At 60.2% G+C, this 26632-nt stretch carries 27 protein-coding genes; 13 read left to right on the plus strand and 14 right to left on the minus strand.

Features of this window, described 5'->3' with window-relative positions; genetic code table 11:
• Positions 1-12 precede the first annotated feature (12 nt).
• From B7L09_RS14380 to B7L09_RS14390, 3 genes are all read right to left on the minus strand, one after another.
• Positions 13-903, minus strand: coding sequence for an esterase/lipase family protein (locus B7L09_RS14380; RefSeq protein WP_094469369.1), 891 nt, complete (start codon positions 901-903; stop codon positions 13-15).
• A gap of 108 nt (positions 904-1011) precedes the next feature.
• A complete protein-coding gene (locus B7L09_RS14385) occupies positions 1012-1317 on the minus strand; it encodes a DMT family transporter (protein WP_094469370.1) in 306 nt (101 codons plus the stop codon).
• The gene (locus B7L09_RS14390; RefSeq protein WP_094469371.1) at positions 1317-1955 is read right to left on the minus strand and encodes an FMN-dependent NADH-azoreductase; all 639 of its coding nucleotides are present in this window, start codon (positions 1953-1955) and stop codon (positions 1317-1319) included. Before B7L09_RS14390 ends, B7L09_RS14385 begins: the two co-directional genes overlap by 1 nt.
• Before the next feature lie 117 nt (positions 1956-2072).
• On the opposite strand from B7L09_RS14390, the gene B7L09_RS14395 reads away from it, so the two are divergent.
• Entirely contained in the window at positions 2073-2975 is a 903-nt protein-coding gene (locus tag B7L09_RS14395; protein WP_094469372.1) for a LysR substrate-binding domain-containing protein, read from the plus strand.
• Positions 2976-3100: 125 nt separating this feature from the next.
• On the plus strand, positions 3101-3631 hold the full coding sequence (locus B7L09_RS14400) for a ferritin-like domain-containing protein (protein ID WP_094469373.1): 531 nt from the start codon (positions 3101-3103) through the stop codon (positions 3629-3631).
• 91 nt (positions 3632-3722) lie between these two features.
• Here the strand turns inward: B7L09_RS14400 and B7L09_RS14405 are convergent, their stop codons facing one another.
• Positions 3723-5798, minus strand: coding sequence for an AsmA family protein (locus tag B7L09_RS14405; protein ID WP_094469374.1), 2076 nt, complete (start codon positions 5796-5798; stop codon positions 3723-3725).
• A gap of 386 nt (positions 5799-6184) precedes the next feature.
• On the opposite strand from B7L09_RS14405, the gene B7L09_RS14410 reads away from it, so the two are divergent.
• The 7 genes from B7L09_RS14410 to B7L09_RS14440 all read left to right on the plus strand — a co-directional run bounded on the left by B7L09_RS14410 (position 6185) and on the right by B7L09_RS14440 (position 11530).
• Complete coding sequence (locus B7L09_RS14410) at positions 6185-6739, plus strand: WD40 repeat domain-containing protein (RefSeq protein ID WP_094469375.1); 555 nt, start codon at positions 6185-6187, stop codon at positions 6737-6739.
• 175 nt (positions 6740-6914) lie between these two features.
• Entirely contained in the window at positions 6915-7547 is a 633-nt protein-coding gene (locus tag B7L09_RS14415; protein WP_094469376.1) for a TetR family transcriptional regulator, read from the plus strand.
• A 269-nt stretch (positions 7548-7816) separates the two neighbouring features.
• Positions 7817-8317 (plus strand): urease accessory protein UreE, encoded by a 501-nt coding sequence (ureE, locus tag B7L09_RS14420; RefSeq protein ID WP_094469377.1) that lies wholly within the window; start codon positions 7817-7819, stop codon positions 8315-8317.
• Complete coding sequence (locus tag B7L09_RS14425; protein ID WP_094469378.1) at positions 8314-8988, plus strand: urease accessory protein UreF; 675 nt, start codon at positions 8314-8316, stop codon at positions 8986-8988. The genes ureE and B7L09_RS14425 overlap by 4 nt, the downstream gene beginning before the upstream one ends.
• A gap of 23 nt (positions 8989-9011) precedes the next feature.
• Positions 9012-9626 carry an urease accessory protein UreG gene (gene ureG, locus B7L09_RS14430; RefSeq protein WP_094469379.1) on the plus strand — a complete coding sequence of 205 codons (615 nt, stop codon included), beginning with the start codon at positions 9012-9014 and terminating at the stop codon, positions 9624-9626.
• A 29-nt stretch (positions 9627-9655) separates the two neighbouring features.
• The gene (locus B7L09_RS14435; protein ID WP_094469380.1) at positions 9656-10228 is read left to right on the plus strand and encodes a HupE/UreJ family protein; all 573 of its coding nucleotides are present in this window, start codon (positions 9656-9658) and stop codon (positions 10226-10228) included.
• A gap of 174 nt (positions 10229-10402) precedes the next feature.
• Positions 10403-11530, plus strand: coding sequence for an AGE family epimerase/isomerase (locus B7L09_RS14440; protein ID WP_094469381.1), 1128 nt, complete (start codon positions 10403-10405; stop codon positions 11528-11530).
• 122 nt (positions 11531-11652) lie between these two features.
• On the opposite strand, the gene B7L09_RS14445 is transcribed toward B7L09_RS14440, so the two are convergent.
• From B7L09_RS14445 to amaB, 9 genes are all read right to left on the minus strand, one after another.
• Positions 11653-12420, minus strand: coding sequence for an SDR family oxidoreductase (locus B7L09_RS14445; protein WP_094469382.1), 768 nt, complete (start codon positions 12418-12420; stop codon positions 11653-11655).
• A gap of 110 nt (positions 12421-12530) precedes the next feature.
• Positions 12531-12932, minus strand: a complete 402-nt coding sequence (locus tag B7L09_RS32395) for a hypothetical protein (RefSeq protein ID WP_255142024.1) — start codon at positions 12930-12932, stop codon at positions 12531-12533.
• A 329-nt stretch (positions 12933-13261) separates the two neighbouring features.
• On the minus strand, positions 13262-13978 hold the full coding sequence (locus B7L09_RS14455; RefSeq protein ID WP_094469383.1) for an ABC transporter ATP-binding protein: 717 nt from the start codon (positions 13976-13978) through the stop codon (positions 13262-13264).
• Positions 13975-14850, minus strand: a complete 876-nt coding sequence (locus B7L09_RS14460; RefSeq protein ID WP_094469384.1) for an ABC transporter ATP-binding protein — start codon at positions 14848-14850, stop codon at positions 13975-13977. Before B7L09_RS14460 ends, B7L09_RS14455 begins: the two co-directional genes overlap by 4 nt.
• On the minus strand, positions 14847-16130 hold the full coding sequence (gene livM / locus B7L09_RS14465) for a high-affinity branched-chain amino acid ABC transporter permease LivM (protein ID WP_094469385.1): 1284 nt from the start codon (positions 16128-16130) through the stop codon (positions 14847-14849). The genes B7L09_RS14460 and livM overlap by 4 nt, the downstream gene beginning before the upstream one ends.
• A 3-nt stretch (positions 16131-16133) precedes the next feature.
• The gene (locus B7L09_RS14470) at positions 16134-17048 is read right to left on the minus strand and encodes an ABC transporter permease subunit (protein WP_094469386.1); all 915 of its coding nucleotides are present in this window, start codon (positions 17046-17048) and stop codon (positions 16134-16136) included.
• Between the two features lie 171 nt (positions 17049-17219).
• The gene (locus B7L09_RS14475; protein WP_094469387.1) at positions 17220-18353 is read right to left on the minus strand and encodes an ABC transporter substrate-binding protein; all 1134 of its coding nucleotides are present in this window, start codon (positions 18351-18353) and stop codon (positions 17220-17222) included.
• Between the two features lie 364 nt (positions 18354-18717).
• Positions 18718-20001, minus strand: a complete 1284-nt coding sequence (gene amaA, locus B7L09_RS14480; RefSeq protein ID WP_094469388.1) for an L-pipecolate oxidase — start codon at positions 19999-20001, stop codon at positions 18718-18720.
• A gap of 162 nt (positions 20002-20163) precedes the next feature.
• Positions 20164-21654 carry an L-piperidine-6-carboxylate dehydrogenase gene (gene amaB, locus B7L09_RS14485; RefSeq protein WP_094469389.1) on the minus strand — a complete coding sequence of 497 codons (1491 nt, stop codon included), beginning with the start codon at positions 21652-21654 and terminating at the stop codon, positions 20164-20166.
• A gap of 175 nt (positions 21655-21829) precedes the next feature.
• On the opposite strand from amaB, the gene B7L09_RS14490 reads away from it, so the two are divergent.
• The 3 genes from B7L09_RS14490 (at position 21830) to nadE (ending at position 25057) form a co-directional block, all read left to right on the plus strand.
• The gene (locus B7L09_RS14490; RefSeq protein WP_094469390.1) at positions 21830-22717 is read left to right on the plus strand and encodes a LysR family transcriptional regulator; all 888 of its coding nucleotides are present in this window, start codon (positions 21830-21832) and stop codon (positions 22715-22717) included.
• Positions 22718-22989: 272 nt separating this feature from the next.
• Positions 22990-24225 carry a nicotinate phosphoribosyltransferase gene (pncB, locus tag B7L09_RS14495; protein WP_094469391.1) on the plus strand — a complete coding sequence of 412 codons (1236 nt, stop codon included), beginning with the start codon at positions 22990-22992 and terminating at the stop codon, positions 24223-24225.
• A gap of 4 nt (positions 24226-24229) precedes the next feature.
• Complete coding sequence (gene nadE, locus B7L09_RS14500; RefSeq protein WP_094469392.1) at positions 24230-25057, plus strand: NAD(+) synthase; 828 nt, start codon at positions 24230-24232, stop codon at positions 25055-25057.
• Between the two features lie 165 nt (positions 25058-25222).
• Here the strand turns inward: nadE and azu are convergent, their stop codons facing one another.
• Entirely contained in the window at positions 25223-25669 is a 447-nt protein-coding gene (gene azu, locus B7L09_RS14505; RefSeq protein ID WP_094469393.1) for an azurin, read from the minus strand.
• A 343-nt stretch (positions 25670-26012) separates the two neighbouring features.
• On the opposite strand from azu, the gene B7L09_RS14510 reads away from it, so the two are divergent.
• Positions 26013-26600 carry a cytokinin riboside 5'-monophosphate phosphoribohydrolase gene (locus B7L09_RS14510; protein ID WP_094469394.1) on the plus strand — a complete coding sequence of 196 codons (588 nt, stop codon included), beginning with the start codon at positions 26013-26015 and terminating at the stop codon, positions 26598-26600.
• The last annotated feature ends 32 nt before the right edge of the window (positions 26601-26632 follow it).

The raw sequence follows: 26632 nt of genomic DNA on the forward strand, positions 1-26632 counted from the left end.
TCCAACTGACGTTTACACGCCAGCCGCTTTCAACCGGGCCGCATGCTCGACAAACAACCGCACCGGATCCGCCCCTTTCCCCACCAGCCCCAGCGACTGATTGACGATGTCGAAGTGATCCATCGGATATTCATCGCCAATCACCGTCCCCAGGTGCGAGCTGTAACGCCCGACCATCCCGTCGCAATGGCCCTTTTCGCGCACAAAACTGCGGGCGAACAGCCGGCAACTGCGGTTCGTGCCGTCCAGCAGGTTGCGCCCGCGATCAGTCTTGCCCGGCTGCAAGGTGCCGGACCATGAGTAATAGCGCACACCGTTGGCCACTTCGGCGCCCTGCCCGCCCCACGTTTCAGGCAAGCCCTGTGGATAACGTTGATTGAACGCCGCCACGCCTGCACTCGTCAGGGACTCGTGGGAGGCGTGGATATCCACCGGTAATTTCGGCCCGCGATAACCAGTTTCCAACAGACTCATCAACGCGCCGATAAACCGCAGCAATACCGCCAGCAGCCGACCTTTGGCGGTGTCCGCCGGGTAATGTTTTTCCAGATAATCCGCCAGCTCCGAGCCATGATTCGGCCCTGCGACCGACGTGACGGACGCCACGCGATCCGGGCGTTTGGCGGCCGCATAACGGGCCGTGAGCGAACCTTGGCTATGACCGATCAGGTTGACCTTCTCGGCCCCCGTTTCCCGCAGAATCTCTTCAATCTGTGCCAGCAACTGCTCACCGCGCACCTCGCTGGAATCCAGCGGCGNCACCTGCACCGCAAACACCGTCGCCCCGCCCCGGCGCAACGCCGAAATGATCCCGTACCAGTACGGATACAGCACCAGACGGATAAACCCGAGCATTCCCGGGACCAGCACCAACGGATAACGCGTGGCAGAACCTTGCGACATGGGCGGACATCCTTGTGATCGGTGAGATGAAGCAAGGCGCGATGCAAGACATTAGCCAAGCATCGTCACCCAAGATGACAACTCGACGACCAGTCTATGACATCCACCCTACTTCAGCCCCACCACGCCCACCACGATCAGCCCCACCGACACCAGTTTGATCGCCGTGAGGCTTTCGCCCAACAGCGCAAAGCCGAGAAACACCGTGCCCAGTGAACCGATGGCGGTCCAGATCGGGTAGGCGATGCTCACCGGCAACTCGCGCATGGCCAGGGTCAGGAAGTAAATCCCGCCGACGGCGGCCACCACCGTGATCAGCGATGGCCAGAGCCGGGTAAAGCCTTCGGCGTACTTCATGCCCATGGCGAAGGTGACTTCGAACCCGGCGGCGATCAGCAGAAACAGCCAGGCCATCAGAACGCCCGGGCCAGCGCCAGCAAACGCTGCTCGGCCTCGGCCAGCGAAATCGCGAATGTGCGCTCGGCCGACTCTTCGCCTTCGGCGGCCACCACGGTGATGTCGGTGATGCCTATGAACCCCAGCGCGGTGCGCAGCAACGGATCGGCATGGTTCATTGCCTCCAGTTCGCCGCCGGGCCCGAAACCGAAGCCGCCGCGACTGGTGACGATCAGCGCTTTTTTGCCGTGCACCAGCGGCTCGTACTGCGCCACGCCATTGTCCAGAGTGTGATTGAACGTCAGCCCGAGCCGCACAATCTGATCGATCCACGCCTTGAGGCCACTGGGTACGCTGAAGTTGTACATCGGCGTGGAAATTACCAGCAAATCGTGACCGAGCAACTCGCCGACCAGTTCATCGCTGAACGCCAGGTCGGCCTGCATCGACAAGGGACGTGCGTGGGGCTCGGGGTAAAACGCCGCAGCCACAAAGGCTTCGTTGACCGGCGGTATCAATGCCCGACCGATTTCCCGGCGAGTCAGCTGCGACTGCGGATGTCGCGCCTGCCAGGCAGAAAGAAACACTTCCGCCAGACGCCGGGAGTGGGAACGCTCGCCACGAGGGCTGGCATGGATCGCAAGAATCTTGCTCATCTGAATCTCCTTAAGGGCTAAACTGCCTGTGGCCTGCAGATTGATGCTCGCAGCCGCCCTTCTTCAACTGAGCAGAAATCAGTCTGGATGAGTTTATTTCATCCATGGAGTATTTAAATGTTCGCCTCGCTGCCGCTGACCGCCCTGCGCGCCTTCGAATCTGCCTCGCGCCTGCTGAGTTTCAAGGCGGCCGCCGAAGAACTCTCAGTGACACCGACAGCGGTGTCCCACCAGATCCGCTCGCTGGAGAGTTGGCTCGGTGTGCAGCTGTTCGAGCGGCTGCCACGGCAAGTACGCCTCACCGACGGCGGCGAACGGTTGTATCGCAGCCTGCACGGCGCGTTGCTGGAAGTGGCGCAAAGCGTCGACACCTTGCGCCCGCAACGCAGCAGCGCGAGCCTGACGATTTCCACCACGGCCGCCTTCGCAGCGCTGTGGCTGGTACCGCGGTTGGGTCGGTTCTACGCCCGCCATCCGAATATCAGCCTGCGCCTGGACACCCATTGCGAGGTCATCGATCTGCATCAGGACGCCAGCGTCGACCTGGTGGTGCGCTACAGCCTGGGTGATTACCCAAACCTGTATGGACTGTGCCTGTTCGACGAATCGTTCGGTGTCTATGGCTCGCCCGAGCAAGTGGCGCTGGCGGCCGACCGGGCGCCCACGCTGATCAGCGTGCGCTGGCACAACTCCAAACTGTACGCCCACGGCTGGGCGGCCTGGTGCGCGCAGTCCGGCGAGACCTGGCTGACCGGGCAACCGGCGGTCCGTGAATACGACGAGGAGCATTACGCCCTGCAAGCGGCGATCGCCGGGCAAGGCCTGGTGCTGGCGAGCAATATCCTGGTGTCGGAAAGCGTGGCCAGCTGTTTGCTGGTCGCCTACCGGGGCGACGTTCAGGTGGATGGCGCCGGCTACAGCGCGCTTTGCGTACCTGGGCGCGAACGACATCCGCCGGTGCGGGCGTTCTTTGCGTGGTTGCGCGAGGAGGCGTTGCTGTCCGGGCATGCGCTGGCTTGATGGCTGACATTCTGAAAGACCTTTAGCGCCTTTCAGATNNTTTTTGCCCCGCCCAAGACTCACAACTTGGAGCGATCACGCCGGCAGAGCGTGGCGCAAAACCGGATTAGCACCAGGAGATTGAGATGACTGAAGCACATTTGACTGACGTTGCGACCCTGCGCTCACGCGCCCGCCAGAACGTCGAAAACGGCGCCGTGACGGAAGGCTATGACGCCGACCGCGAGGAAATCATCCGCCTGCTCAACGCATCGCTGGCCACTGAGCTGGTCTGCGTGTTGCGTTACAAGCGCCACTACTTCATGGCCAACGGCCTAAAAGCCAGCGTCGCCGCCGATGAATTCCTCGAGCACGCGACCCAGGAAGCCGAGCATGCCGACAAACTGGCCGAGCGCATCGTGCAACTGGGCGGCGAGCCGGAGTTCAACCCCGACCTGCTGTCGAAGAACTCCCACGCGCAATACGTGGCGGGCAAGAACTTGAAGGAAATGGTCTACGAAGACCTGGTGGCCGAGCGGATCGCGGTGGACAGCTATCGCGAAATCATCCAATACATCGGCGACAAAGACCCGACCACGCGTCGCATCTTCGAAGAAATCCTGGCCCAGGAAGAAGAACACGCCGACGACATGGCGGATATTCTGAAAGACCTTTAGCGCCTTTCAGATCGCCTTCGCGGGCAAGCCTCGCTTCTACAGGTTCAGTATTCCCCTGCAGGAGCGAGGCTTGCCCGCGAAGGCGCCCACACTATTTTGTGGGCTTGACGGTCACCGGCGCCTTCCCCGCCTTCATCTGCTCCAACAACGGCGCACACTGATTTGGCTCACCCCCGCTCGGTGCCACCAACGCCAGCAGCCCCGCCGCCGGCGCTGCAATCACGCCCAGCGCAACCATCCCCGCGCCACGCAAAATCAGCGGCACCGCCTTCACGCCCGCATCCGGCTTGATGAACTTGCCCCGCACATACAGCGGCGACCGCAACGAAATCAACCGCCAGCCTTTGGATTCCGGGGTAATCGTCAGGTCNAGCTGTTCGGTCGCCATGTTTGCGGTGCCATCGATGTAGATGATCGCGTTCTCGGTATCGAACACAAACAGGCGAGTGGTCGCAAGGCCGGTCTTGATGCCGAAGTCCGCGGCCGCGCAGTTGATCTTCACTTCTTTGTCGCCGAACAGGCGGCCCACCACATAGTTGCCCACGTTGAGCCCGGCGATTTCCATCAGGCCACGGCTGATCGCGCCGTCGTTAATCAGCATTTTCAAGTTGCCATTGGCGCTGCCCAACAGCTTGGCCACCGAGTTGCCGCGCCCGGAAACATCGGCATCGCCGTTGAGTTCACCAAAGCTGGTTTTCATCGGTTCAAACGTTGGGAACAGCTGCTTGAGCTTGAAGTTACGCGCGGTGAGTTTTGCGCGGCCTTCCATCGGTGTGATGCGGCCGTTCAGGCGAATCTGTGCATCCAGCTTGCCNCCCGCCACGCCGAAACGCAGGGGTTCAAGACTCAGGACGCCGTCTGTCAGTACCAGATGCGTGTAGAGGTCCTTGAACGGCAGTTTTTCGCTGTGGACGATGCGCTTGCCGGTGAATTCGACATCGGCATCCATGTCGCGCCAGCGCTCGGTGCGGAACTCTTCCACCGGCAGCACCTTGGTCGCCGGTTGTTTGCTTTCGCCGCCACGGGCTTTCTGCTTGGCATTGGAGTCGGCACCGATCAACGGGGCAAGGTCGGTCATCAGCAGTTGGTTGGACACCAGTTTGCCGCTGAGTTTGGGCCGAGGCTGACTGGCGACATAGCTCAGGTCGCCGTGGATATCACTGTTGCCGATCTTGCCGTTGAAGTTTTCATAGCGGAACACCGCGCCACCGGGCTCATGCAGTTTGGCGATCAGATGCCCGTCGGTCTCGTAGGGCGGCGTATCCGGCAGGGTCACACCGGTCAGCGGATAGAGATTACCCAGGCTGGTGCCGGCCAGCTTCAGGCGCAGGTCCAGGGCGCCGAGGTTCAGCGGATCGGTCAGCGTACCGGCCAGTTCGACGCGGGTATCGGCGATTTTCACTTGTGCCTGGAGCGGGAACGGCCGGGCCGCGTCCTGCAACGCCAGCAACCCGCCGATCTTGCCTTCGCCCGCGAGTTTCTGGTCGTGGTATTGGCCTTTGACCTTCAGCGCGAACGCGTAATCCTGGGGAGCCGCGCCTTTCTCCTGCGCCGTTTTTGCGGCTTTGTCGCCGACGATATCGCTGAACGGAATCGGTTTGCCCAGCGGATCAATCAGCACATCGAGCTGAGTCTTGAGGTTCTGGTCGTCGAGGGTGACGTGGCCCTTGTCGAAGCCGATGGCACCGATGTCCACCACCCAACTGGACGGTTCAGCGTTGGGGTCTTTGGGGTCGAACTTGAAAGTCCAGTTGGCGCGACCATCGGCCAGGCGCTGCAAGTCGGCACTCGGCTCGGTCAGATCAATACGCGGGATCACCACCCGCTGCGCCAGCAAAGCCAGGGGTGAAATACGCAGTTCGACGCGTTTGAGCGTGACCATCTGTGGTTTTTTCGACCAATCCGGGTTGCCCAGGCTCAGGTCNTCGGCCACCACGTGCGGCCACGGCACCCAGGCCCGCCAACCGCCCTCGTCGGGCTCGCGCTGCCAGACCACCGCGAGGTTGCCATTAATGGCGAACGGACGATGCAGCTCTTCAGAAACTTTGGCGTTAAGGGGCGGTTTGATCCGGTTCCAATCGAAGAACACGATGATCAGAACCAATACCGCCAGCAAGACAATCAGGCTGGCGAAGGTCCAGGTAACAATTTTACGAGTGCGCGTCATTGCACAGGGCTCCTGATACGACTGAGCGTCCTGACTGCGACGCACGTGTGAAACGTCAGGCCAGAACCGGCCTGCCATGGAAACTACGACTGGAAAACGGCCCACAGGTTTAAACCAAACACCGATTAATCCTCAAATAATCGACCGGGGAGAGACTGCCCCCGAATCCGGCGTTACCGCCCCCGCACTTTTGTGCGGCACGAGTGGGTCGAAAATACCCATCGCAGGGCAAAAATGATCGCCGGAGACGCCCGTTCTAGAGCGCTTCGACGGAACAATCAATTCCGTTGATTATTACCATTGTGTTTATGAACTTTTATATCGACTTATCGAGAGTAGCATTAGCCCTGTACCCACTTTATCGCCCTCCCAAGGAGCAACCCATCATGAAACGCCAATTACTGCTTAGCCTTACCCTCTCAATGCTGGCCAGCACCGCTTTCGCTCTGCCTGCTGCTGACCAAGCCACTCCACAAGTCAAAGACAGCCGCTCGGTGTTCAGCCAAACCGTCGCTGCCGATGGTTCCGACCGCACTCCACAGGGCCAGACCCTTGCCGAAGGTGGCAATGATCGCCTGAAAGAAAAAGGCCTGATCACTCAGGATGGCTCGGACCGCACTCCACAAGGCCAAACCCTGGCTGCTGATGGTTCCGACCGCACTCCACAAGGCCAGACCCTGGCTGCTGACGGTTCCGATCGCACTCCACAAGGCCAGACCCTGGCTGCTGACGGTTCCGACCGCACTCCACAAGGCCAGACCCTGGCTGCTGATGGTTCCGACCGCACTCCACAAGGTCAAACCCTGGCCGAAGGCGGTTCCGACCGCACTCCACAAGGCCAGACCCTGGCTGCTGATGGTTCCGACCGCACTCCACAAGGTCAAACCCTGGCCGAAGGTGGTGGTGACCGTGTAATCAAACGCAACAGCGCTTTGAGCTGAGCCCATGGCGGCCCTGAAAAAAAGCCCAATCCCCGGATTGGGCTTTTGACTTTATAGGGTTTGGCCTTGTTGGAAGTTGCATATCCCCGCTTGATCCCCCGATTAGTCGTTCGACGCCAGCGAAGCCGATTTGCTAGAGTGCGCCGCTGTCCCTGTCCAGAAAAACACCCTTGCGATGCTGCCCCGCGCCGAACAGAAACAACAAACCCGCAACGCCCTGATGGACGCTGCCCGNCACCTGATGGAGTGTGGCCGTGGGTTTGGCAGCCTGAGCCTGCGCGAAGTGGCCAAGACCGCCGGGATCGTGCCGACCGGGTTCTATCGTCATTTTGACGACATGGACCAGCTTGGGCTCGTGTTGGTGAGCGAAGTCGGCCAGACCTTCCGCGCCACCATCCGCCTGGTGCGCCACAATGAGTTCGTCATGGGCGGCATCATCGATGCGTCCGTGCGGATCTTCCTCGATGTGGTCTCGGCCAATCGCTCGCAATTCCTGTTCCTGGCCCGCGAGCAGTACGGTGGATCGCTGCCCGTGCGCCAGGCCATTGGCCGCCTGCGTGAAGACATCAGCTCGGACCTCGCGGCCGACCTGTCCTTGATGCCGAAATTGCAGCATCTGGACATCGCCGGCCTGAGCGTCATGGCGGACCTGATCGTCAAAAGCGTGTTCGCGACCTTGCCGGACATTATCGATCCGCCGCCCGAGGCGCTACCCGAGCACCTGACACCACAGGCAAAAATCACTCAACAACTGCGCTTCATCTTCATCGGCCTCAAACACTGGCAAGGCCTGGGCAGCACCGAATAAATCCTGCTCGCGATAGCGGAATGTCGGCCACATCAATGTTGATTGTGCCGACGCTTTCGTGAGCACGTCGAATCGTCGCACCGCCGCTCCCACAAAAACCAGTCAAGGCATCAATTTGGTGCCGCCGAAAAATCCTCGCACCATTGCAGGTCAGAATCCTGCAGCCTCCTGAAGCACCCACTCCGCTCCGACAGGTATTTCCTACGTATCGCCCGATTGGCAAGCCCCTTGCTCTAGCCTGAACATTGTCCAATGCTGGAAGCCTCCCGATGCTGGTGATTCATCGCAGAATCGACCCTCAACCCGTCTGGGCCGCCGAGTTGCACCTGACCTTCGAGGCCCGGAGCAAAAGCCGTTTGCGCTGTTTCAGTGCCGAAGGTGANGACGTCGGNTTGTTTTTGGAGCGCGGTCAGCCGCCACTGTATGACGGCGAGTGCCTGCAAGCCGAAGACGGGCGCATCGTCCGTGTCTGCGCCCGCCCCGAGCAACTGATGCATGTCACTTGCGCCAACGCGTTCGAACTGACTCGCGCGGCTTATCACCTGGGCAATCGCCACGTCGCCCTGCAAGTCGGTGATGGCTGGTTGCGCCTGCTCGATGATTACGTGCTCAAGGCCATGCTCGAACAATTGGGCGCCCACACCGAAACCATTGAAGCACCGTTCCAACCGGAACACGGCGCCTATGGCGGTGGCCATCATCATTCACGCCACGGCGACGAGGACTTCAACTACCCGCCGAAACTGCACCAGTTCGGCGTCCGGTTATGAACCCGGCCTGGGCGCTGCTGCGCCTGGCCAGTCCGCAACTGCCGATTGGCGGCTATAGCTATTCACAGGGCCTGGAAATGGCCGTGGAAAATGCGCGCGTCAATGACGCCGCCAGTGCGCGACGCTGGATCAGCGATCANTTGCTGCTGAACCTGGCACGCTTCGAAGCGCCGCTGCTACTCGCCCATTGCACCGCCGCCACCGAAGAAAACTGGACTGAGTTGCTGCAACGCTGCGAAGAACATCGCGCCAGCCGGGAAACCCGCGAGTTGCACCAGGAAAGCCGGCAGATGGGCTATTCGTTGCAACAACTGCTCAACGGCTTGCCGGAACTCGATGCGCCGGCCCGCGCCTTTCTCCAGCAGCGTCCTGAGCCACATTTGGCCCTCGGCTGGGCGCTTGCCGCTCGCGCCTGGCAGATCAGCCCGCAAGATGCGCTGGCGGCGTGGCTATGGAGCTGGCTGGAAAACCAACTCGCCGTATTGATGAAGACGCTGCCCCTGGGCCAGCAAGCCGCCCAGCGCCTGACCAGCGAACTGCTGCCGCTGCTGCAACAAGCCCAGCAGGACGCCGGCCGACTCGCCCCCNAACATTTCGGCAGCGCCGCGTTCGGCCTGTCCCTGGCGTGCATGGCCCACGAGCGCCAGTACAGCCGACTGTTCCGTTCCTAAGNCCTTTTTACTTGGAGAAGCACATGAATACACAACCCTTGCGTGTCGGCATCGGCGGCCCGGTGGGTTCCGGCAAGACCGCCCTGACGCTGGCGCTGTGCCTGGCCCTGCGCGATCGCTATAACCTGGCCGTGGTGACCAACGACATCTACACCCGCGAAGACGCCGATTTCCTGGTNCGCAACGAAGCCCTGGCGCCTGAGCGCATCATCGGCGTGGAAACCGGCGGCTGCCCGCACACGGCNATNCGTGAAGACGCCTCGATCAACCTCGAAGCGGTGGATCAACTGAACCGTCGCTTTCCGGGGCTGGATCTGATTCTGGTGGAGTCCGGCGGCGACAACCTGTCGGCGACCTTCAGCCCGGAACTGTCCGACCTGACCATTTACGTGATTGACGTNTCTGCCGGCGACAAGCTGCCGCGCAAGGGTGGGCCGGGGATCTGCAAGTCCGACTTGCTGGTGATCAACAAGGTCGACCTCGCGCCGCTGGTGGGCGCGTCGCTGGAAATGATGGACAGCGACACCACGCGCATGCGCAACGGCAAGCCGTTTGTCTTCAGCAATCAGAAAACCGGTTTGGGCCTGGAAGCAATCATCGCCTTCATCGAACGCCAAGGCCTGCTGACCGCAGCCTGATCTCGACTTATCAACAAGGAAGCTTATCCATGACACTGAAACGCATCCTGGGCGCCCTGGCCCTGCTGCTGACCCCGGCCATCGCCTTCGCTCACCCGGGCCACGGCGACAACGGTTTGATCGCCGGCATCAGCCACCCGATTGGCGGCCTTGATCACCTGCTGGCGATGTTGGCGGTCGGCTTGTGGGCAGCGCAGCAGAAAGGCGCCGCGCGCTGGGCGCTGCCGTGCACGTTCGTCGGCACCATGTTGATTGGCGGACTGTTGGGTTTTGAAGGACTGAACCTGCCGGCGCTGGAAGGCGGCATTGCGGCGTCGGTGCTGGCGCTGGGCCTGGCAGTGGCACTGGCGGTGCGGCCGCCGTTGAGCGTGGCAGTCGGTGCGACGGCTTTGTTTGCGCTGTTCCATGGTGTGGCCCATGGGTTGGAGTTGCCGGACATGTCGAGCCCTTGGGCGTATGCGGCGGGGTTTGTCGCGGCGACGGCTGCGTTGCATGCCGCGGGTTATGGCGTGGTGCGCGTGTTGCCGCAAGCGGCGGCACCGTTGGTTCGATTGGCCGGTGCGGCTTCGGCGGCGACCGGAGTTTGGTTACTGGCGGGCTGATTCTCTANCGCTTGAACCGGCCTCATCGCGGGCAAGCCCGCTCCCACATTTGATTNGCGNNCACCTGTGGGAGCGGGCTTGCCCGCGATAGCGNCNGNACAGACACCGCCTCTCTCAAGCCTGGCTCTCTGCTAACATGTCGCGCAATCAACCCTGCCGTGACGACGCCAGCCAATGCCGCCTGTTTCCCGCTCCGCCTCCCAGCCTGAATTGACCGCTCTGTTCGCCTCGGTGCAACAGCATTTCCAGGACGTGATCGTGTCGCTCTGGCAAGGCCCCGGCTGGAATGCCGACATGGCGTTGCCTTATGAAGCGCTGGACGCCGGGCATCAACCGCTGCCCCCCCAGCGCTATCGGGCGATGGCCTGCGCGCGACAGCTGTATCTGTTTTCCAGCCTGATCGGCCAGGTGCCGGCCGCCGAGGAACGCGCCGCTGCGCTGTTCCGTTCCTTGCAACAGCATTTTCACGACGCCGAGCACGGCGGCTGGTTCTACAGCATCGACGCCCACGGCAAGCCGCTGGACAAGCGCAAAGACCTCTACACCCACGCCTTCATCATCTTCGCCTGCGCCCACTACTGGGCCAAAGTGCGTGAGCCGCTGGTGGAGTCGGTGCTCGATGCTACACTGGAAGTGCTGGCCCAGCGCTTCGCCACGGGCGACGGCCTGTATGAAGCCAGCCTCGAGCGTGACTGGTCCTCGCTCGACTCTGGCCCCCTGCAAAACCCCCTGATGCACTTGGCCGAAGCTTTCCTCGCGACCCTGTCGGTGCGCGAAGACATCGCCGTACAGCGCGCGCTGGTCGAGTTATGCACAGCCATGCAGAAGCGTTTTATCGACCCGCAACACAGCGTGTTGATGGAGAAGCCGCTGGGCGCTGTGGATAACTGGTTTGAACCGGGGCATCAGTTCGAGTGGTATTTCCTGCTGGAGTCTTCGCCACTGCTGCACGGTTCAAAACTGCATGTTTCGCTGGACCGTGCATTTGTACTCACCGAACAACTGGGCGTTGATCCGAAGACGGGTGCCGTAGCGGCAATGCTTGGTCTCGATGGCTCGGCGAAGGATGCCACCCAGCGCATCTGGGCCCAGGCTGAATACCTGCGCGCCCTGACCCTGCGTCCAAACAGCGAAGGCACGGTGCAACGCCAATTGCAGGCATTGCAGCAACGCTTTTTGCATGCAGGAGGGTGGTATGAATGTCGCGATGAGCAGGGCGAAGTCAGCCGCAAGGACATGCCATCGACCACGCCTTATCACCTGGCTACTTGCTACAGCGGGCTGGTCGATTATCTTCGCTGACTGATCGACCGCCTTCGCGAGCAGGCTCGCTCCTACATTTGATCTCTGTTGTTCACAAATAATGTGGCCAAAGAAAATCTACTGTGGGAGCGAGCCTGCTCGCGATTGGCCGTTACACGGCCTTAAGCCTTGGCATTACGCTCAATCGCAAACCCAGCCCAGGTCTGGCTCACCGGCATCAACTCAAGACGGTTGATGTTGACGTGCGCCGGGGTGTTGAGCACCCAGAAGATGGTGTCGGCGATGTCCTGCGGCTGGATCGGCTCGGCACCGGCGTAGGTGGCGTCGTAGCGCGCCTGGTCACCGCCGAAGCGCACCAGCGAGAACTCGCTCTCGCACAGGCCTGGCTCGATGTTGGTCACACGCACGCCAGTGCCTTGCAGGTCGCAACGCAGGTTCAGCGAAAACTGCTTCACGAACGCTTTGGAGCCGCCATACACGTGGCTGCCGGGGTACGGATAGTTGCCGGCAACGGAGCCGAGGTTGACGATACCGGCACCGCGACCGTGGGCAATCAGGCGTGGCAACAGCAGGCGAGTGGCGTNCAGCAGGCCTTTGATGTTGGTGTCGACCATGGTTTCCCAATCGTCGAGGCTGCATTTGGGCGCAGGGTCAGCGCCCAGTGCCAGGCCAGCGTTGTTGATCAGCCCGCGCAACTTGGCAAAGGACGGCGGCAGATTGGCGATCGCCTCCTCCATGGCCTTGCGATCACGCACGTCGAGCACCAGGCCATGCACCTCGGTCTGCTTCGACAACTCGGCGCACAGGGCATTGAGGCGTTCTTCACGACGGCCTGTCAGCACCAGTTTCCAGCCGGCCTCGGCAAAACGACGGGCACAGGCTTCACCAAAACCGGAGGTCGCGCCGGTAATAAACAGGGTGTTGGACATCGTGTTCTCCTTGCTTCGGCTAATGGACAGCCATTGGAATAGAAAATCAGCTGGCAGCATGCCCGGCCCCGCTCCCACGGGCAACCATCGTGTTTTTGTATAAAAAGTAATCAATCATGGCAACGCCTTGCCGGGCGTGGCCTGCAGCTATGTACGCGCACGTTATCCACAGGCAGGTCCACAATTTCCGGGGGCAAGTGGAAAAGCCGGGAGCCGCTATCCACAAGGCTTTGCGGGCAGATTACAAAGTTTTTCGCTTGACCCTCGAATGCCAGCGGTGTAGCCCATGGCATTTTGCACGATGGACTGGTCAAACCGACGATGGCGCCAAGCCAGTAACTACGGCCTTCAGCCGAGTCTTTCCAGAGTTTAACCACAGACTTATCCACAGGCTGGTCCATCACATTTTCAGCCGATGTGGTCGCCAACAAAAAGGTTGACAAAGCCTGTTCCGGGTCAAGCAAAAACAGCTGATCAAAAAACAACCACATCGCTGCAAGCCACGGATTCAAAGGCTCTCAGACAGCTACTCCCACGTTATTCACAGCCAGCTCCACAGCAAACGGGGACAAGTCAAAAGCGTGACAAAACAACTATTTGCAGCGGCTTTATGTCGCGCTTTGAGAGCTTGTGAATATTGTTTTCCACAATTTCCGGGAAGCACACGGCGGACACCTGTGGGAGCGAGCTTGCTCGCGATGGCGGTGGGTCAGTCACCACAATTGTGACGGTGATGACGCTATCGCGAGCAAGCTCGCTCCCACAGGGATCAGGGGAGTATTGGGGATGTAAAAAAGCCCCGGCGATTGCTCGTCGAGGCTGTGGATATTTCAGCGGAGCATCAATGCCCGCCGAGATAGGCGTTACGCACCTCCTCGTTGACCAGCAGCTCCTTGCCGGTGCCCGTGATGCGGATCTCGCCGTTGACCATCACGTATGCCCGGTCCGACAGCTTCAACGCGTGGTTGGCGTTCTGCTCGACCAGGAAGATGGTCATGCCGGTACTCGCCAGTTCCCGCAGGGTCGCGAAGATCTGTTTCACCACGATCGGCGCCAGCCCCAGGCTCGGCTCATCGAGCAACAACAGCTTGGGCCGACTCATCAACGCACGGGCGATGGCGAGCATCTGCTGTTCACCGCCGGACATGGTCATGGCGCGCTGGTTACGGCGCTCCTTGAGCCGCGGAAACAGCTCGAACATGCGCTGCATGTCCTCGNNGGCGAATTTATCGCCAATCGGGATGGTGCCCATCAGCAGGTTTTCCTCGACGGTCATGTCGGGGAACACCCGCCGCCCTTCCGGCGACTGAGCGATGCCGTTGGACGCGATGTAGTGCGACGACTTGTGGGTGATGTCCACGCCCTGATAAATGATCTGCCCGGACTCGGCCCGTGGCTGGCCGAAGATCGACATCAGCAGCGTGGATTTACCCGCGCCGTTGGAGCCGATCAGGCTGACGGTTTCGCCTTCGTTAATGTGCAGCGAGACTTTTTTCAGGGCCTGGATCGGCCCGTAAAACACATCCAGATCCTTGAGTTCGAGGATGGGTTGACTCATAGCACCACTTCCTCTTCATCAGCGCCCAGATAGGCCGCAATCACTTTCGGGTCGTTGCGAATCGCTTCCGGGCCGCCCTCGGCGATGACGTTGCCGTGGTCGAGCACCACGATGTGGTCGGAAATACTCATTACCATGCCCATGTCGTGTTCGATCAGCACCACCGTGAGATCGTGTTCGTCGCGCAGCAGGCGAATCATCGCGCTGAGCGCTTCGGTTTCCTGCGGGTTGAGGCCCGCTGCCGGTTCGTCCAGGCAAATGATCTGCGGCCGGGTGCACATGGCCCGGGCGATTTCCAGGCGGCGCTGCTGGCCGTAGGAAAGCTCACCGGCCAGGCGGTTGGCGCAGTCCACCAGGTCGACCACTTCCAGCCAGTAGAACGCGTGGTCGAGGGCGTCGCTTTCGGCCTTGCGATAGCCTTTGGTGTTGAGGATGCCCGCAAGCATGTTGCGGTTGACCCACATGTGCTGGGCCACCAGCAGGTTTTCCAGCACCGACATTTCCTTGAACAGGCGAATGTTCTGGAAGGTCCGCGCCAAGCCGGCGCGGTTCACCAGGTGGGTGCCGCCGAACATCTTGTAATACACGCGGCTGAGGAAGCTTTTCGGCGAAACGAAATCCGTGGCTTTGAACGATTCGCCCAGCAGCTGGATGACATCGGTGCGCTCGCCGCGGGTATTGAGTTCGATCTTGCCGCCACTGGCTTTGTAGAAGCCGGTGAGGCAGTTGAACACGGTGGTCTTGCCGGCGCCGTTGGGGCCGATCAGGGCGAAGATCGAGTTGCGTTGAACCTTGAGGCTGACATCGCTCAACGCCTTGATGCCGCCGAAGTGCATCATCAGCTTCTCGACCGAGAGTACGACTTCGCTCATGGCGCTACTCCTTTACGCGGGGTCACACCGGTTCGGCTGATTCGAATCAGGCCGCGCGGTCGCCAGATCATCATCACCACCATCAACACGCCAAACAGCAGCACGCGGTATTCCGCAAAGCCGCGCAGCAGTTCCGGGGCAACGGTCAGCACGAAGGCTGCAATCACCACGCCGATGGTCGAGCCCATGCCGCCGAGGACCACAATGGCCAGGATCAGCGCCGACTCGAAGAAGGTAAACGACGATGGGTTGACGAAGCCCTGGTAGCTGGCGAAGAACACCCCGGCCAGACCGGCCGTGGACGCACCGATGGTGAACGCCGACAGCTTGACCAGTACGTGGTTCAGGCCCATGGAGCGGCAGGCGATTTCATCTTCGCGCAAGGCTTCCCAGGCCCGGCCGACCGGCATGCGGGTCAGGCGATGCTTGATATACAGCACGGCCAGCACCACCAGGAACAACACCGCATAGATGAAGTAATACTTCACGTCCGGGTTATAGGCGATGCCGAAGAATTCATGGAACGGGACGCCCCCCTCCTTCGCGCGCTTGCCGAACTCGAGGCCGAAGAAGGTTGGCAACGGAGCCGCCATGCCATTCGGGCCGCCGGTCAGGGACAGCCAGTTGTTGAGGATCAGGCGAATGATTTCACCGAACCCCAAGGTCACGATGGCCAGGTAGTCACCGTGCATTCGCAGCACCGGGAACCCGAGTATGCACCCCGCCAGCGCCGCACAGATTGCGGCCAAGGGCAGCACCGTCCAAAAGCCCAGGCCGAGGTATTGATAACCCAATGCCAGGCCGTAGGCACCGATGGCGTAGAACGCCACATAACCCAGGTCCAGAAGACCGGCCAGGCCCACCACGATGTTCAGGCCCAGGCCGAGCAACACGTAGATCAGCCCGAGGATAACCACGNNCAGCAGGTAGGAGTTGGAAAAAAACGGAAACACCACGGCAACGAGGATCAACAGCGGGATAATCCAGCGCAAGCGGGATTTGTAATCAGGTGGCAGTACATGAACCCCGGAGCCGGTGCTTTCAAAGCCTTCAAGGATTTTCAGGCCCTTGGGGGTTTGCAGGAACAGGCTCATGGCAAAGCGGCCGACCATCACGATGGCGACCAGGACCGCCACACGGGCCGGTTCCAGATTGAAGCCGTAGCCGTCGAGGACCACGCCGACAATCGGGCCGAACACAATCAGGGCGACAAGGCCGGCAAGAATCGCGTCAACCAGGCTTCTTTTGAGATCAATGGTTTTTTTAGTGGTTGAAGACATCGCTTACACCTTCGACACAAGAGGACGGCCGAGCAGGCCTTGGGGCCGAAAGACCAGAACGAGAACGAGCAGCGAGAAGCTGAAAACGTCTTTGTAGTCAGAGTTGATCAACCCCGAGAACAGCGACTCGGAGATACCCAGGATGATTCCGCCGAGCATGGCCCCAGGCAGGGAACCGATGCCGCCGAGTACCGCTGCGGTAAACGCCTTGATGCCGATGATGAAGCCGGCGTAGAAGTCGAACGTGCCGTAATTCAGGGTAATCAGCACGCCGGCCAGGGCCGCCATCGCTGCACCGATNATGAANACGTAGGANATCACGCGGTCGGTGTTGATCCCCAGGATCGACGCCATCTTGCGGTCTTGCTGGGTGGCACGGCACATGCGGCCGAGCTTGGTGTATTTGATGATGTAGGTCAGCAGCCCCATGCCGAGAAACGCGGCCACCAGGATGAACACCTTGGTGTAGGTCAACTGCACGAACCCGCTGCCGATATCGACACGCCAGGCGCCGGCCAGCAGGGTGGGAATACCTTGTTGTTTCGCGCCCTGAGCAATCTGGGCGTAGTTCTGCAGGATCAGCGAGATACCGATGGCGCTGATCAGCGGTGCCAGTCGGGTGGAGTTGCGCAGCGGTTTGTAGGCGACGCGCTCGATGACCCAGCCATACACCGCCGTAACTACGATGGTGAAGATCAGGGTGCCGAGCATCAACAGCGGGAAGGATTCAATACCGAAGTATGCCAGCAGTGCCAGACTGATCGCCGCGAGGTAAGCGGAAATCATATAAACCTCGCCGTGGGCGAAGTTGATCATGCCAATGATGCCATAGACCATTGTGTAGCCGATGGCGATCAGGCCATAGACCGACCCGAGGGTCAGGCCGTTGACCAGTTGCTGCAGGAAAATACCATCCATAACGCAATCTCACGCATTTGAGAGACTGCACAGAAGCCGGGTGCAACGGACCGGGGTTCAGCCGCCGGGGCAACACGGTTGTGTGCAGCTCTACGAGAAAAGACAGGTACTGCACGGACATGTTCATTGACTGCCCGGCGCACAAGGCACCGGGCAGATCAGCAGGTCATATCACTTCTGTTTTTCCAGCTGGTGGTATTTGCCGTCTTTGTCCCACTGGTAAACCACGTAGTCGGAGATTTTCAGGTCGCCCTTGGCGTCCCAGGTCTTCTCGCCCATAACGGTTTTAACCGGGTGAGCTTTCAGCCACTTGGCTGCATCTTCGCCCTTGTCGGACTTGGCACCGTTGAAGCCGGCTGCCAGGGCCTGGATCGAAGCGTAGGCGTACAGGGTGTAGCCTTCAGGCTCGGTGCCGTTTTTGCGGAACTCTTCCACCACGGTCTTGCTGTCCGGCAGCAGGCGCGGGTCAGCGCCGAAGGTCATGTACACGCCATCGACGTACTGCTTGCCGCCAGCGGTCGCGACCAGTTCGTCGGTCACGATGCCGTCATCGGACATGAACTTGACGTCTTTGAGGCCGGCTTCACGAATCTGGCGAACCAGTGGACCGGCTTCCGGGTGCAGGCCGCCGAAATAAACCACGTCAGCACCGGTGGAGCGGATTTTGGTGACCAGGGCGCTGAAGTCTTTCTCGCCACGGGTCAGGCCTTCTTCCAGCACCGGCTTCACGCCGCGCTTGGTCAACTGGGCAGCGGTAGCGTCAGCCAGGCCTTGACCGTAGGTGTCCTTGTCGTGCAGNACAGCGACCTTCTTGCCCTTGAGCACGTCGACGATGTAGTCGCCGGCGACGATGCCTTGCTGATCGTCACGCCCGCACATACGGAACATGGCGCTCAGGCCGCGTTCGGTCACTGCCGGGTTGGTGGAACCTGGGGTGATTGCAATGATGCCCGCTTCGTCGTAGATCTCGGAGGCCGGGATGGTCGACGAGGAGCAGAAGTGACCGACCACGCCGGCGACTTTCTGGTTGGTCAGGTCCTTGGCGACCGTCACAGCCTGTTTCGGTTCGCAGGCGTCATCGCCCTTCACCAGTACGATTTTTTCCCCGTTAACGCCGCCCGCCGCGTTGACCGCGTCGGCTGCAGCCTGTGCACCCTTCATGTACTGCTCGCCAAATGCCGCGTTGGCGCCCGTCATCGGGCCCGCCACGCCAATCTTCACATCAGCTTGAACAAACGTAGAAACACCCAGCGCCGTTGCAATGGCGAGGGCCAGAAAGCCTTTCTTGTAAAACGTCTGGGACATGAGGTGGTGCTCCAAGTTTTTTTTTAGTTGGCACTGCGACTTCTCTGAATGCTCAGAGCAAGGGCCGTGCCATCGGTTTTTTATTCTGAAAAAAGTCGCTGCTTTATTGTTATTTCGACTGTTTCGATCCCATTTTCATTGGGCGTGCAACCGTCTAAACCGCGGAAGGTGAAACCAATTATTTTTAAAGGCGCAACCCACGCGCGCCATCATTGCAACCGCGGCGCCAAACGACGTGCAACCAGCCTGTAACAACGTGCGTCACCGAAGTGCACACTGCTGGTGCGGAACTGCTACAACCCGCACCTTTTACAGGCTAGTCGCTGCGCGAAAAAGCGCCGCTCCCAGCAACAAATTTCAACAATCAAATAACGATCCGCAAGCACTGGCCTGCGTGATACAGCGAGAAACCGGCCTCGTACAGACAACTGCGCAAACCCACCCCGGCCAATGGCTGCATGGGGGCGAAGGGAATCGGTAGCGCCTGAGGATTTCCGTTACACAGATAATCGGCAAAGGCTTTGCCGACCACCGTCCCCGTCGTCACGCCCCGGCCGTTGTAACCGGTGACTGCCACTAAACCGGGCGCTGGCTCGAATAAACGCATCAAATGGTCGGGGGTAAACGCGATGCAACCGGTCCAGGTGCATTCCCATTCCACGGGTTTGAGGTAGGGGAAGTAGTGCTGCTGCACCCGATCGGCCCATGCCTTGAGGAACCAGGCCGGTTTCTGATTGCCGTTGCCGAGACTGCCCAGCAACAGACGACCGTCTTTGTCGCGACGAATACTGCTCAATACCTGGCGCGTGTCCCAGGAACCCTGGCCGCCGGGCAGAATTTGCTGCGCGGCGTCTTCGGTCAGCGGGACCGACGCCACTTGATAGTAATAACCGGGGAAGAAATTGCGCCGCAACTCCGTCCAGTCGCCTTCGGTGTAAGCGTTGGAGGCGATGACGACTTGCTCGGCGAGCACTGAACCCTGAGCAGTTTGCACTGACCAGCGTTGGCCCTGACGTTCGAGTCGGGTCACCGGGGAATGATCGAACAGCTGACCGCCGAGGCTGATGGCCGCTTTGGCCAGGCCCGTGGTGTAAGCCATCGGGTTGATCGTGCCGGCACGCTTGTCGAGCAACGCGGCGGCGATCTTTTTGGTGCCCGTCGCTTGCTCGCAGGCTTGTCCGGTCAGCAGCTCGACCGGCGCGCCGCGACGTTTCCATTGTTCTTCACGACTGCGCAGATCAGCTTCGCCACGAGCGTTGTGCGCCATGTGCAAGGTGCCCTCGCGGCGCAATTGGCAATCGATGTTGTATTTGTCGATGAGGCTGAACACCAGCGATGGCGCCGCGCCCAACATGCGGTTGAGCTGGCTGCCCACCGCTTCGCCGAAACCGGCTTCGATCTCATCCGGGGGAATCCACAGGCCGGCGTTGACCAGCCCGACGTTACGCCCGGAACCGCCGTGACCGGCGCGATGGGCTTCGAGCACGCAGACCGTTTTACCTTTTTCCAGCAGATGCACTGCCGCCGACAAACCGGTGAAACCGGCGCCGATGACGCAGACATCAACCTTCACTTCACCCTTGAGCGCCGCGTTGTCAGGCCTTTGCGGCGTCAGTTTTTCCCACAGACACTCTTCGCGTAACGGCATTGCCAGACTCCAACAGAAACCTAACCAATCCACACACCATTCATTGTGGGAGCGAGCTTGCTCGCGATTGCTACCTGTCAGTCGACATTGATGTCGGCTGACAGGCCCTCATCGCGAGCAAGCTCGCTCCCACAGGGTTCTTCATGGGTTCAAGAACTGTGTTTAGTCGAACGTGATGCCCTGAGCCAACGGCAACTCCAGCGAATAGTTCACGGTGTTGGTCTGGCGACGCATATACCCGCGCCACGCATCCGAACCCGACTCACGCCCGCCACCGGTCTCTTTCTCACCGCCAAACGCGCCGCCGATTTCCGCGCCGCTCGGGCCGATATTGACGTTGGCGATGCCGCAGTCACTGCCCACCGCCGACATGAACTGCTCGGCTTCACGCACATCGGTGGTAAAGATGCACGAAGACAGGCCTTGCGGCACAGCATTGTTCAGGCGCAGTGCCTCGNCGAAGTCCTTGTAACCGACCACATACAGAATCGGCGCGAAGGTTTCGTCACGGACGACATCGCTCTGCTCGGGCATTTCAACGATGGCCGGCGAGACGTAGTAGGCATTCGGGAATTTATCTTCCAACTGACGCTTGCCGCCGAACACCCTGCCGCCTTCGCTCAAGGCTTGTTCCAGGGCGTCCTGCATGTTTTCGAAACCGTGTTTGTCGATCAGCGGACCGATCAGGTTGCCTTCCAGCGGGTGGCCGATGCGCACCTTGGAATAAGCGGCCTTGAGGCGAGTGACGATTTCTTCCTTGACCGACTCATGGGCGATCAGCCGGCGCAGGGTGGTGCAGCGTTGGCCGGCAGTGCCGACGGCACTGAACAGGATCGCGCGTACGGCCATGTCCAGGTCGGCGCTTGGGCCGAGGATCATCGCGTTGTTGCCGCCCAGCTCGAGGATGCTGCGGGCGAAACGCGCGGCGATTTTCGGCGCCACTTCGCGGCCCATGCGGGTGCTGCCGGTGGCGCTGATCAGCGCGACACGCGGGTCATCCACCAGTGCAGCGCCGGCGTCGCGGCCGCCAATGATCACTTGGCTGAGGTACTCGGGGGCATCGGTGAATTTCTTCAGTACGCGCTCGAACAACGCCTGGCACGCCAATGCGGTGAGTGGTGTCTTTTCCGACGGTTTCCAGATCACCGCGTTGCCGCACACCAGCGCCAGCGTGGTGTTCCACGCCCATACGGCGACCGGGAAGTTGAAGGCGCTGATCACGCCGACCACGCCCAGCGGGTGCCAGGTTTCACGCATGTGGTGGCCCGGGCGCTCGGAAGCGATGGTCAAGCCGTACAACTGGCGGGACAGACCGACCGCGAAATCGCAGATGTCGATCATTTCCTGCACTTCACCCAACCCTTCCTGGGTGATTTTGCCGGCTTCCCAGGACACCAGCTCGCCCAGGTCGGCCTTATATTCGCGCAGCATGTCGCCCAGTTGGCGCACCAGCTCGCCACGGCGCGGGGCCGGGACCTTGCGCCACAATTCGAACGCATGATCTGCACGACTGATGTGCTGCTCGACTTCAGCGGCGCCTTCCCAGTTCACGGCAGCGATCCGGCTGCCATCGATCGGCGAATGCACCGGCACTTTGCCGTTCTGGTACAGGGCCGGGTTCACACCAAGACGATCAAGCAATGCGGCAACCATGGGTCACTCCTCGAGCAAAAAACAGAAAACGTGCAGCCGGATATTCACGGCTGATCAGACCTGTAGTTTTAGCTCCCCGGAGGTTACCCAACAAACGACCTTTAAGAGAGATATCATTCCGTTTATTCATGCTTTGAATTGCTGGCAGTAAAAGAAACAAGAAAAAGGACCGTCCATGCTGAATAAACGCTATTTGCCGTCGATCACCGCGCTGCAGTGTTTCGAGGCCGTGACCCGGCATTTGAGCTTCACCCGGGCCGCCGAAGAGCTGAACCTGACCCAGAGCGCCGTCAGCAAACAGGTCGCGCAACTCGAAGAGTTGTTGCAGCACTTGTTGTTCCGCCGGGTGCGCCGACGCCTGCAAATGACCCCGGCCGGTGATTTGTATCTGGTGGAGGTAAGAAAAATCCTCACCCAGGTCGAGATGTCGACCCATTACCTGCGCTCCTACGGCGGCGAGACCGAAGTACTTCGCGTGTCCACGCCCTACACCTTCGGCGCGCGCTGGCTGGTGCCGCGCCTGAAGGGCTGGCGTTTGCGCCACCCGCAAATCCACCTGGACCTGTGCAGCGAGCAGGAAGCCGACGATTTGCTGCAAGGTCGCAGCGACCTGGCGTTCTACTTCGGCCAGGGCTCGCGGCCCGGCACCGAATGCCTGAAGCTGTTTGGCGAGGAGCTGGTGCCCGTCTGTGCGCCGGGCAGTCTGCCGGACACGCCGTTCACCGACCCTACGCAGCTCGCTGACCTCGTGCTGCTGCAAAACGCCTCGCGGCCGCAAGGCTGGCATGACTGGTTCGCCAGCCAGGGCTACCACACCGAACACAGCTACCACGGCCCGCGCTTCGAAACTTTTTATATGTGCATCCGCGCCGCCCAGGTCGGCTGCGGCGTGGCACTGCTGCCGCGTTTTCTGGTGGAAGAGGAATTGGCCGACGGCAAACTGGTCATACCCTGGCAGCACGCGATGCCCAGCCAGGATGCGTATTACCTGGCGTACCCGGAGCATTCGGCGGAAGTGCCCAAGGTGCGCGACTTTGTGAAGTGGATGATGGAGCAGGTTTAGTTATTTTTTGGCTGCACCACCGCCANTCTGTAAGAACAACCTGTGGCGAGGGAGCTTGTCGGATCGCCGCACCGTCCCGCTCGGCTGCGCAGCAGTCGCAAAGATTTTGGGGGCGCTTCGCACCCCGGCGGGCGCAAGCTCCCTCGCCACAAAAGCCCGGAATCAAAGGTTTTGCAGGGTATCGAGCAGGACCTTANATGCGCCACTAGCGCCATTCCTTAATTGTGCGTAAAGGTCGGCGCCCATCGCCGATCCGTCTGGAGATTCCCGTTATGAGCGAGAGTGTGTTTGCCGATCGCATCGTGCAGAACCTGCTCGACACCGACTTCTACAAGCTGACCATGATGCAGGCGGTGCTGCACAACTACCCGAATGTGGACGTTGAATGGGAGTTTCGTTGCCGTAACAGTGAGGATCTGCGCCCGTATCTGGCAGAGATACGTTTCCAGATCGAACGCCTGGCCGAGTTGAGCCTGAGCGCCGANCAGTTGGGTTTCCTGGAGCGCATCAGCTTCATGAAGCCGGACTTCCTGCGCTTCCTCGGGCTGTTCCGCTTCAACCTTCGTTATGTGCAAACCGGCATCGAGAATGGCGAACTGTTTATCCGCCTGCGCGGGCCGTGGCTGCATGTGATCCTGTTTGAAGTGCCGATGCTGGCCATCGTCAGCGAAGTGCGTAACCGCTACCGCTACCAGACCATCGTTCTGGAACAGGCTCGCGAGCAGCTCTACCGCAAATTCGACTGGCTGACCGCCAACGCCAGCAGCGATGAGTTGTCCGAATTGCAGGTAGCCGATTTCGGCACACGCCGTCGTTTCTCGTACCGGGTGCAGGAAGAAGTGGTGAGCGTGCTCAAGCATGACTTCCCCGGGCGTTTCGTCGGCACCAGCAACGTGCATCTGTCACGGGAACTGGACATGAAGCCTTTGGGCACCATGGCCCACGAATGGATCATGGCGCATCAGCAGCTCGGTCCACGGTTGATCGACAGCCAGATTGCCGCCCTCGACTGCTGGGTCCGCGAATACCGTGGCCTGCTGGGGATCGCCCTGACCGACTGCATCACCACCGACGCCTTCCTCAGCGACTTCGACTTGTACTTCGCCAAGCTGTTCGATGGCCTGCGCCATGACTCCGGCGATCCGGTGATCTGGGCAGAAAAGGCGATCGCCCACTATCAAAAGCTGGGCATCGACCCGATGAGCAAGACCCTGACGTTCTCCGACAGCCTGACACTGCCCAAATCCCTGGAAATATTCCGGGCGTTGCGCGGTCGGATTAATGTGAGCTTTGGTATCGGCACCAACCTGACCTGCGACATTCCAGGTGTTGAGCCAATGAGCATCGTGCTTAAAATGACCGCCTGCAATGGTCAGCCCGTCGCGAAAATCTCTGATGAAGCGGGCAAGACCCACTGCACCGACCCGAATTTCGTCGCCTATTTGCGACACGTTTTCAAAGTACCTGCCGCCCTTTCCAGCACATCTGGCACCACTAGCAAGGAGTGAATTCATGCAAGCCGTACAGCGTGAGATTGCTGAGCAGCTCAAGGTTCAGCCGCCATTCGCCGACCACGCCGCCCTGGAGGCTGAAGTTGCCCGCCGCGTAACCTTTATCCAGGACTGCCTGCGCAATTCCGGGCTCAAGACATTGGTGCTGGGCATCAGCGGCGGCGTCGATTCCCTGACCGCCGGCCTGCTGGCCCAACGCGCCATGCGTGAGTTGCGCGAGCAAACCAGCGACAAAAGCTACAAGTTCATCGCCGTGCGCCTGCCTTACGAAACCCAGTTCGATGAAANCGACGCCCAGGCCTCGGTGGACTTCATCGAGCCGGACGAGCGCCACACTGTGAACATCGGCCCGGCGGTAAAATCCCTGGCCAGTGAAGTGGCGGCCTTCGAAGGCAAGCACGCGGTCTCGGTGGATTTCGTGCTTGGCAACACCAAGGCGCGGATGCGCATGGTCGCCCAGTACACCATCGCCGGCGCGGCGNGTGGCCTGGTGATCGGCACCGACCACGCGGCGGAAGCGGTGATGGGCTTTTTCACCAAGTTCGGTGATGGCGCCTGCGATCTGGCACCGTTGAGCGGGCTGGTGAAAAACCAGGTTCGAGACATTGCCCGTAGTTTCGGCGCGCCGGAATCGCTGGTTGAAAAAATCCCGACTGCCGACCTGGAAGACCTGTCGCCGGGCAAACCGGACGAAGCGTCCCACGGCGTGACCTATGCAGAGATCGACGCATTCCTGCACGGAGAGCCGGTGCGTGAGGAAGCGTTCCGGATCATTTGCGATACGTATAAGAAGACGCATCACAAGCGGGTGATGCCTTTCGCACCTTGAAACTATTGGCGTCTGTAATGACGCCATCGCGAGCAAGCTCGCTCCCACAGGATCAGCGCTGTCCTTGTGGGAGCGAGGCTTGCCCGCGAAGAACGATGACTCGGTCTTTCGTCAGGCCAAAAAAAGCGTCCCAATCGGGACGCTTTTTTTATGTACTCGAATCGATTACTTCAGGGTAACCGTACCTTTCATCATCGAGATGTGGCCCGGGAACGAGCAGAAAAAGCCGTAGCTTTCGCCAGCTGCCAGTTTCGATACGTCAAAGGTCACCGAATCGGTTTCGCCAGCACCAATGATTTTGGTGTGGGCAATGATGCGTGTATCACCTTCTTTCAAGTAGTTCTTGTCAATACCGGCAGCCAGGCCGTCGGTTGCGATCGGCTGCATATCAGCAGTTTTGCTCAGCACCCAGTTATGCCCCATCACGTTCTTCGGCAAGCTGCCGGAGTGAGTCAGCTCAACGGTGAACGTCTTGCAGCTCTTGTCGATTTCAATGGCCTTTTTGTCGAAGGACATTTGGTCGGTGGAGTCGACGGTGACCTTGCACTCTGCAGCAAGCAACTGGCCGCTGGCCAGTGTCAGCAGGGATACCGCAACAAGTTTGGCAAACATGGTGAATCTCCAAGGCAGGGTTAACAAAAGTGCGAATGGACAGAAGACTGCCTGAAAACTTCGCAAGTTCCTATGACCTGAATCAAAAATTGTATACAACTTTCGGGCTATGACACCTATCGAAACAATCTACCAGCCAGACGCCTGGCCCGGCCCTATCATCAGGCCGTCATCCCTCATCTGGAGCGCCTGTCATGTCCTTTAACAGCCTGTTGCGCAGTTTGCTCGCCGCCTATGCCTGCGGCGCCAGCGGCACCTACGAAACACCTGAACGCGAAGTTTAGACCTTGGAGCGCCGCTCGCGTGGCTTTACTCTGTGGCCATCCTGACCGTGGAGTAAGGCATGTCTTTAGCGTCCATTTGTGTATTTTGCGGTGCCAGCACCGGCACCAATCCGGCTTATCGTGAAGCGGCTGTCGCCCTCGGGCGAGCATTGGCCGAGCGCAAGCTGACCCTGGTCTATGGCGGCGGCGCCGTCGGGCTGATGGGCATCGTCGCCGATGCGGCACTGGCAGTCGGTGGCGAAGTGATCGGGATCATTCCGCAAAGCCTCAAAGACAAGGAAATCGGCCACAGCGGCCTGACGCGTCTGGAAGTGGTCGACGGCATGCATGCGCGAAAGGCGCGGATGGCAGAGCTCAGCGACGCCTTCATTGCGCTGCCCGGTGGACTCGGCACCCTGGAAGAACTGTTCGAAGTCTGGACCTGGGTCCAGCTCGGCTACCACGGCAAACCGCTCGGGTTGCTGGAAGTGAACGGTTTCTACAGCAAATTGACCGGTTTTCTTGATCATATCGTCGGCGAAGGCTTCGTTCGCGAAGCGCACCGTGACATGCTGCAAGTGAGCGAATCGCCGCAAACCCTGATCGATGCGCTGGACGCTTGGCAGCCGACAGTGGTGCCCAAATGGACAGAGCAAAAACCCAGCTAACGGCTCGGTCCCGATACAGGGCAGAATATGCG

It is taken from the genome of Pseudomonas mandelii, assembly GCF_002251635.1.
In the GTDB taxonomy this organism is placed as follows: domain Bacteria; phylum Pseudomonadota; class Gammaproteobacteria; order Pseudomonadales; family Pseudomonadaceae; genus Aquipseudomonas; species Aquipseudomonas mandelii_B.

Excerpts from the sequence above, each read along its gene's own strand:
- azu (WP_094469393.1), bottom strand. The coding sequence starts at position 25,669 with ATGTTTGCCAAACTTGTTGCGGTATCCCTGCTGACACTGGCCAGCGGC.
- B7L09_RS14435 (WP_094469380.1), top strand. The coding sequence starts at position 9,656 with ATGACACTGAAACGCATCCTGGGCGCCCTGGCCCTGCTGCTGACCCCG.
- B7L09_RS14510 (WP_094469394.1), top strand. The coding sequence starts at position 26,013 with ATGTCTTTAGCGTCCATTTGTGTATTTTGCGGTGCCAGCACCGGCACC.
- B7L09_RS14440 (WP_094469381.1), top strand. The coding sequence starts at position 10,403 with ATGCCGCCTGTTTCCCGCTCCGCCTCCCAGCCTGAATTGACCGCTCTG.
- B7L09_RS14395 (WP_094469372.1), top strand. The coding sequence starts at position 2,073 with ATGTTCGCCTCGCTGCCGCTGACCGCCCTGCGCGCCTTCGAATCTGCC.
- B7L09_RS14490 (WP_094469390.1), top strand. The coding sequence starts at position 21,830 with ATGCTGAATAAACGCTATTTGCCGTCGATCACCGCGCTGCAGTGTTTC.
- B7L09_RS14460 (WP_094469384.1), bottom strand. The coding sequence starts at position 14,850 with ATGAGCGAAGTCGTACTCTCGGTCGAGAAGCTGATGATGCACTTCGGC.
- B7L09_RS14385 (WP_094469370.1), bottom strand. The coding sequence starts at position 1,317 with ATGGCCTGGCTGTTTCTGCTGATCGCCGCCGGGTTCGAAGTCACCTTC.
- B7L09_RS14410 (WP_094469375.1), top strand. The coding sequence starts at position 6,185 with ATGAAACGCCAATTACTGCTTAGCCTTACCCTCTCAATGCTGGCCAGC.
- B7L09_RS14400 (WP_094469373.1), top strand. The coding sequence starts at position 3,101 with ATGACTGAAGCACATTTGACTGACGTTGCGACCCTGCGCTCACGCGCC.
- amaA (WP_094469388.1), bottom strand. The coding sequence starts at position 20,001 with ATGCCGTTACGCGAAGAGTGTCTGTGGGAAAAACTGACGCCGCAAAGG.
- B7L09_RS14390 (WP_094469371.1), bottom strand. The coding sequence starts at position 1,955 with ATGAGCAAGATTCTTGCGATCCATGCCAGCCCTCGTGGCGAGCGTTCC.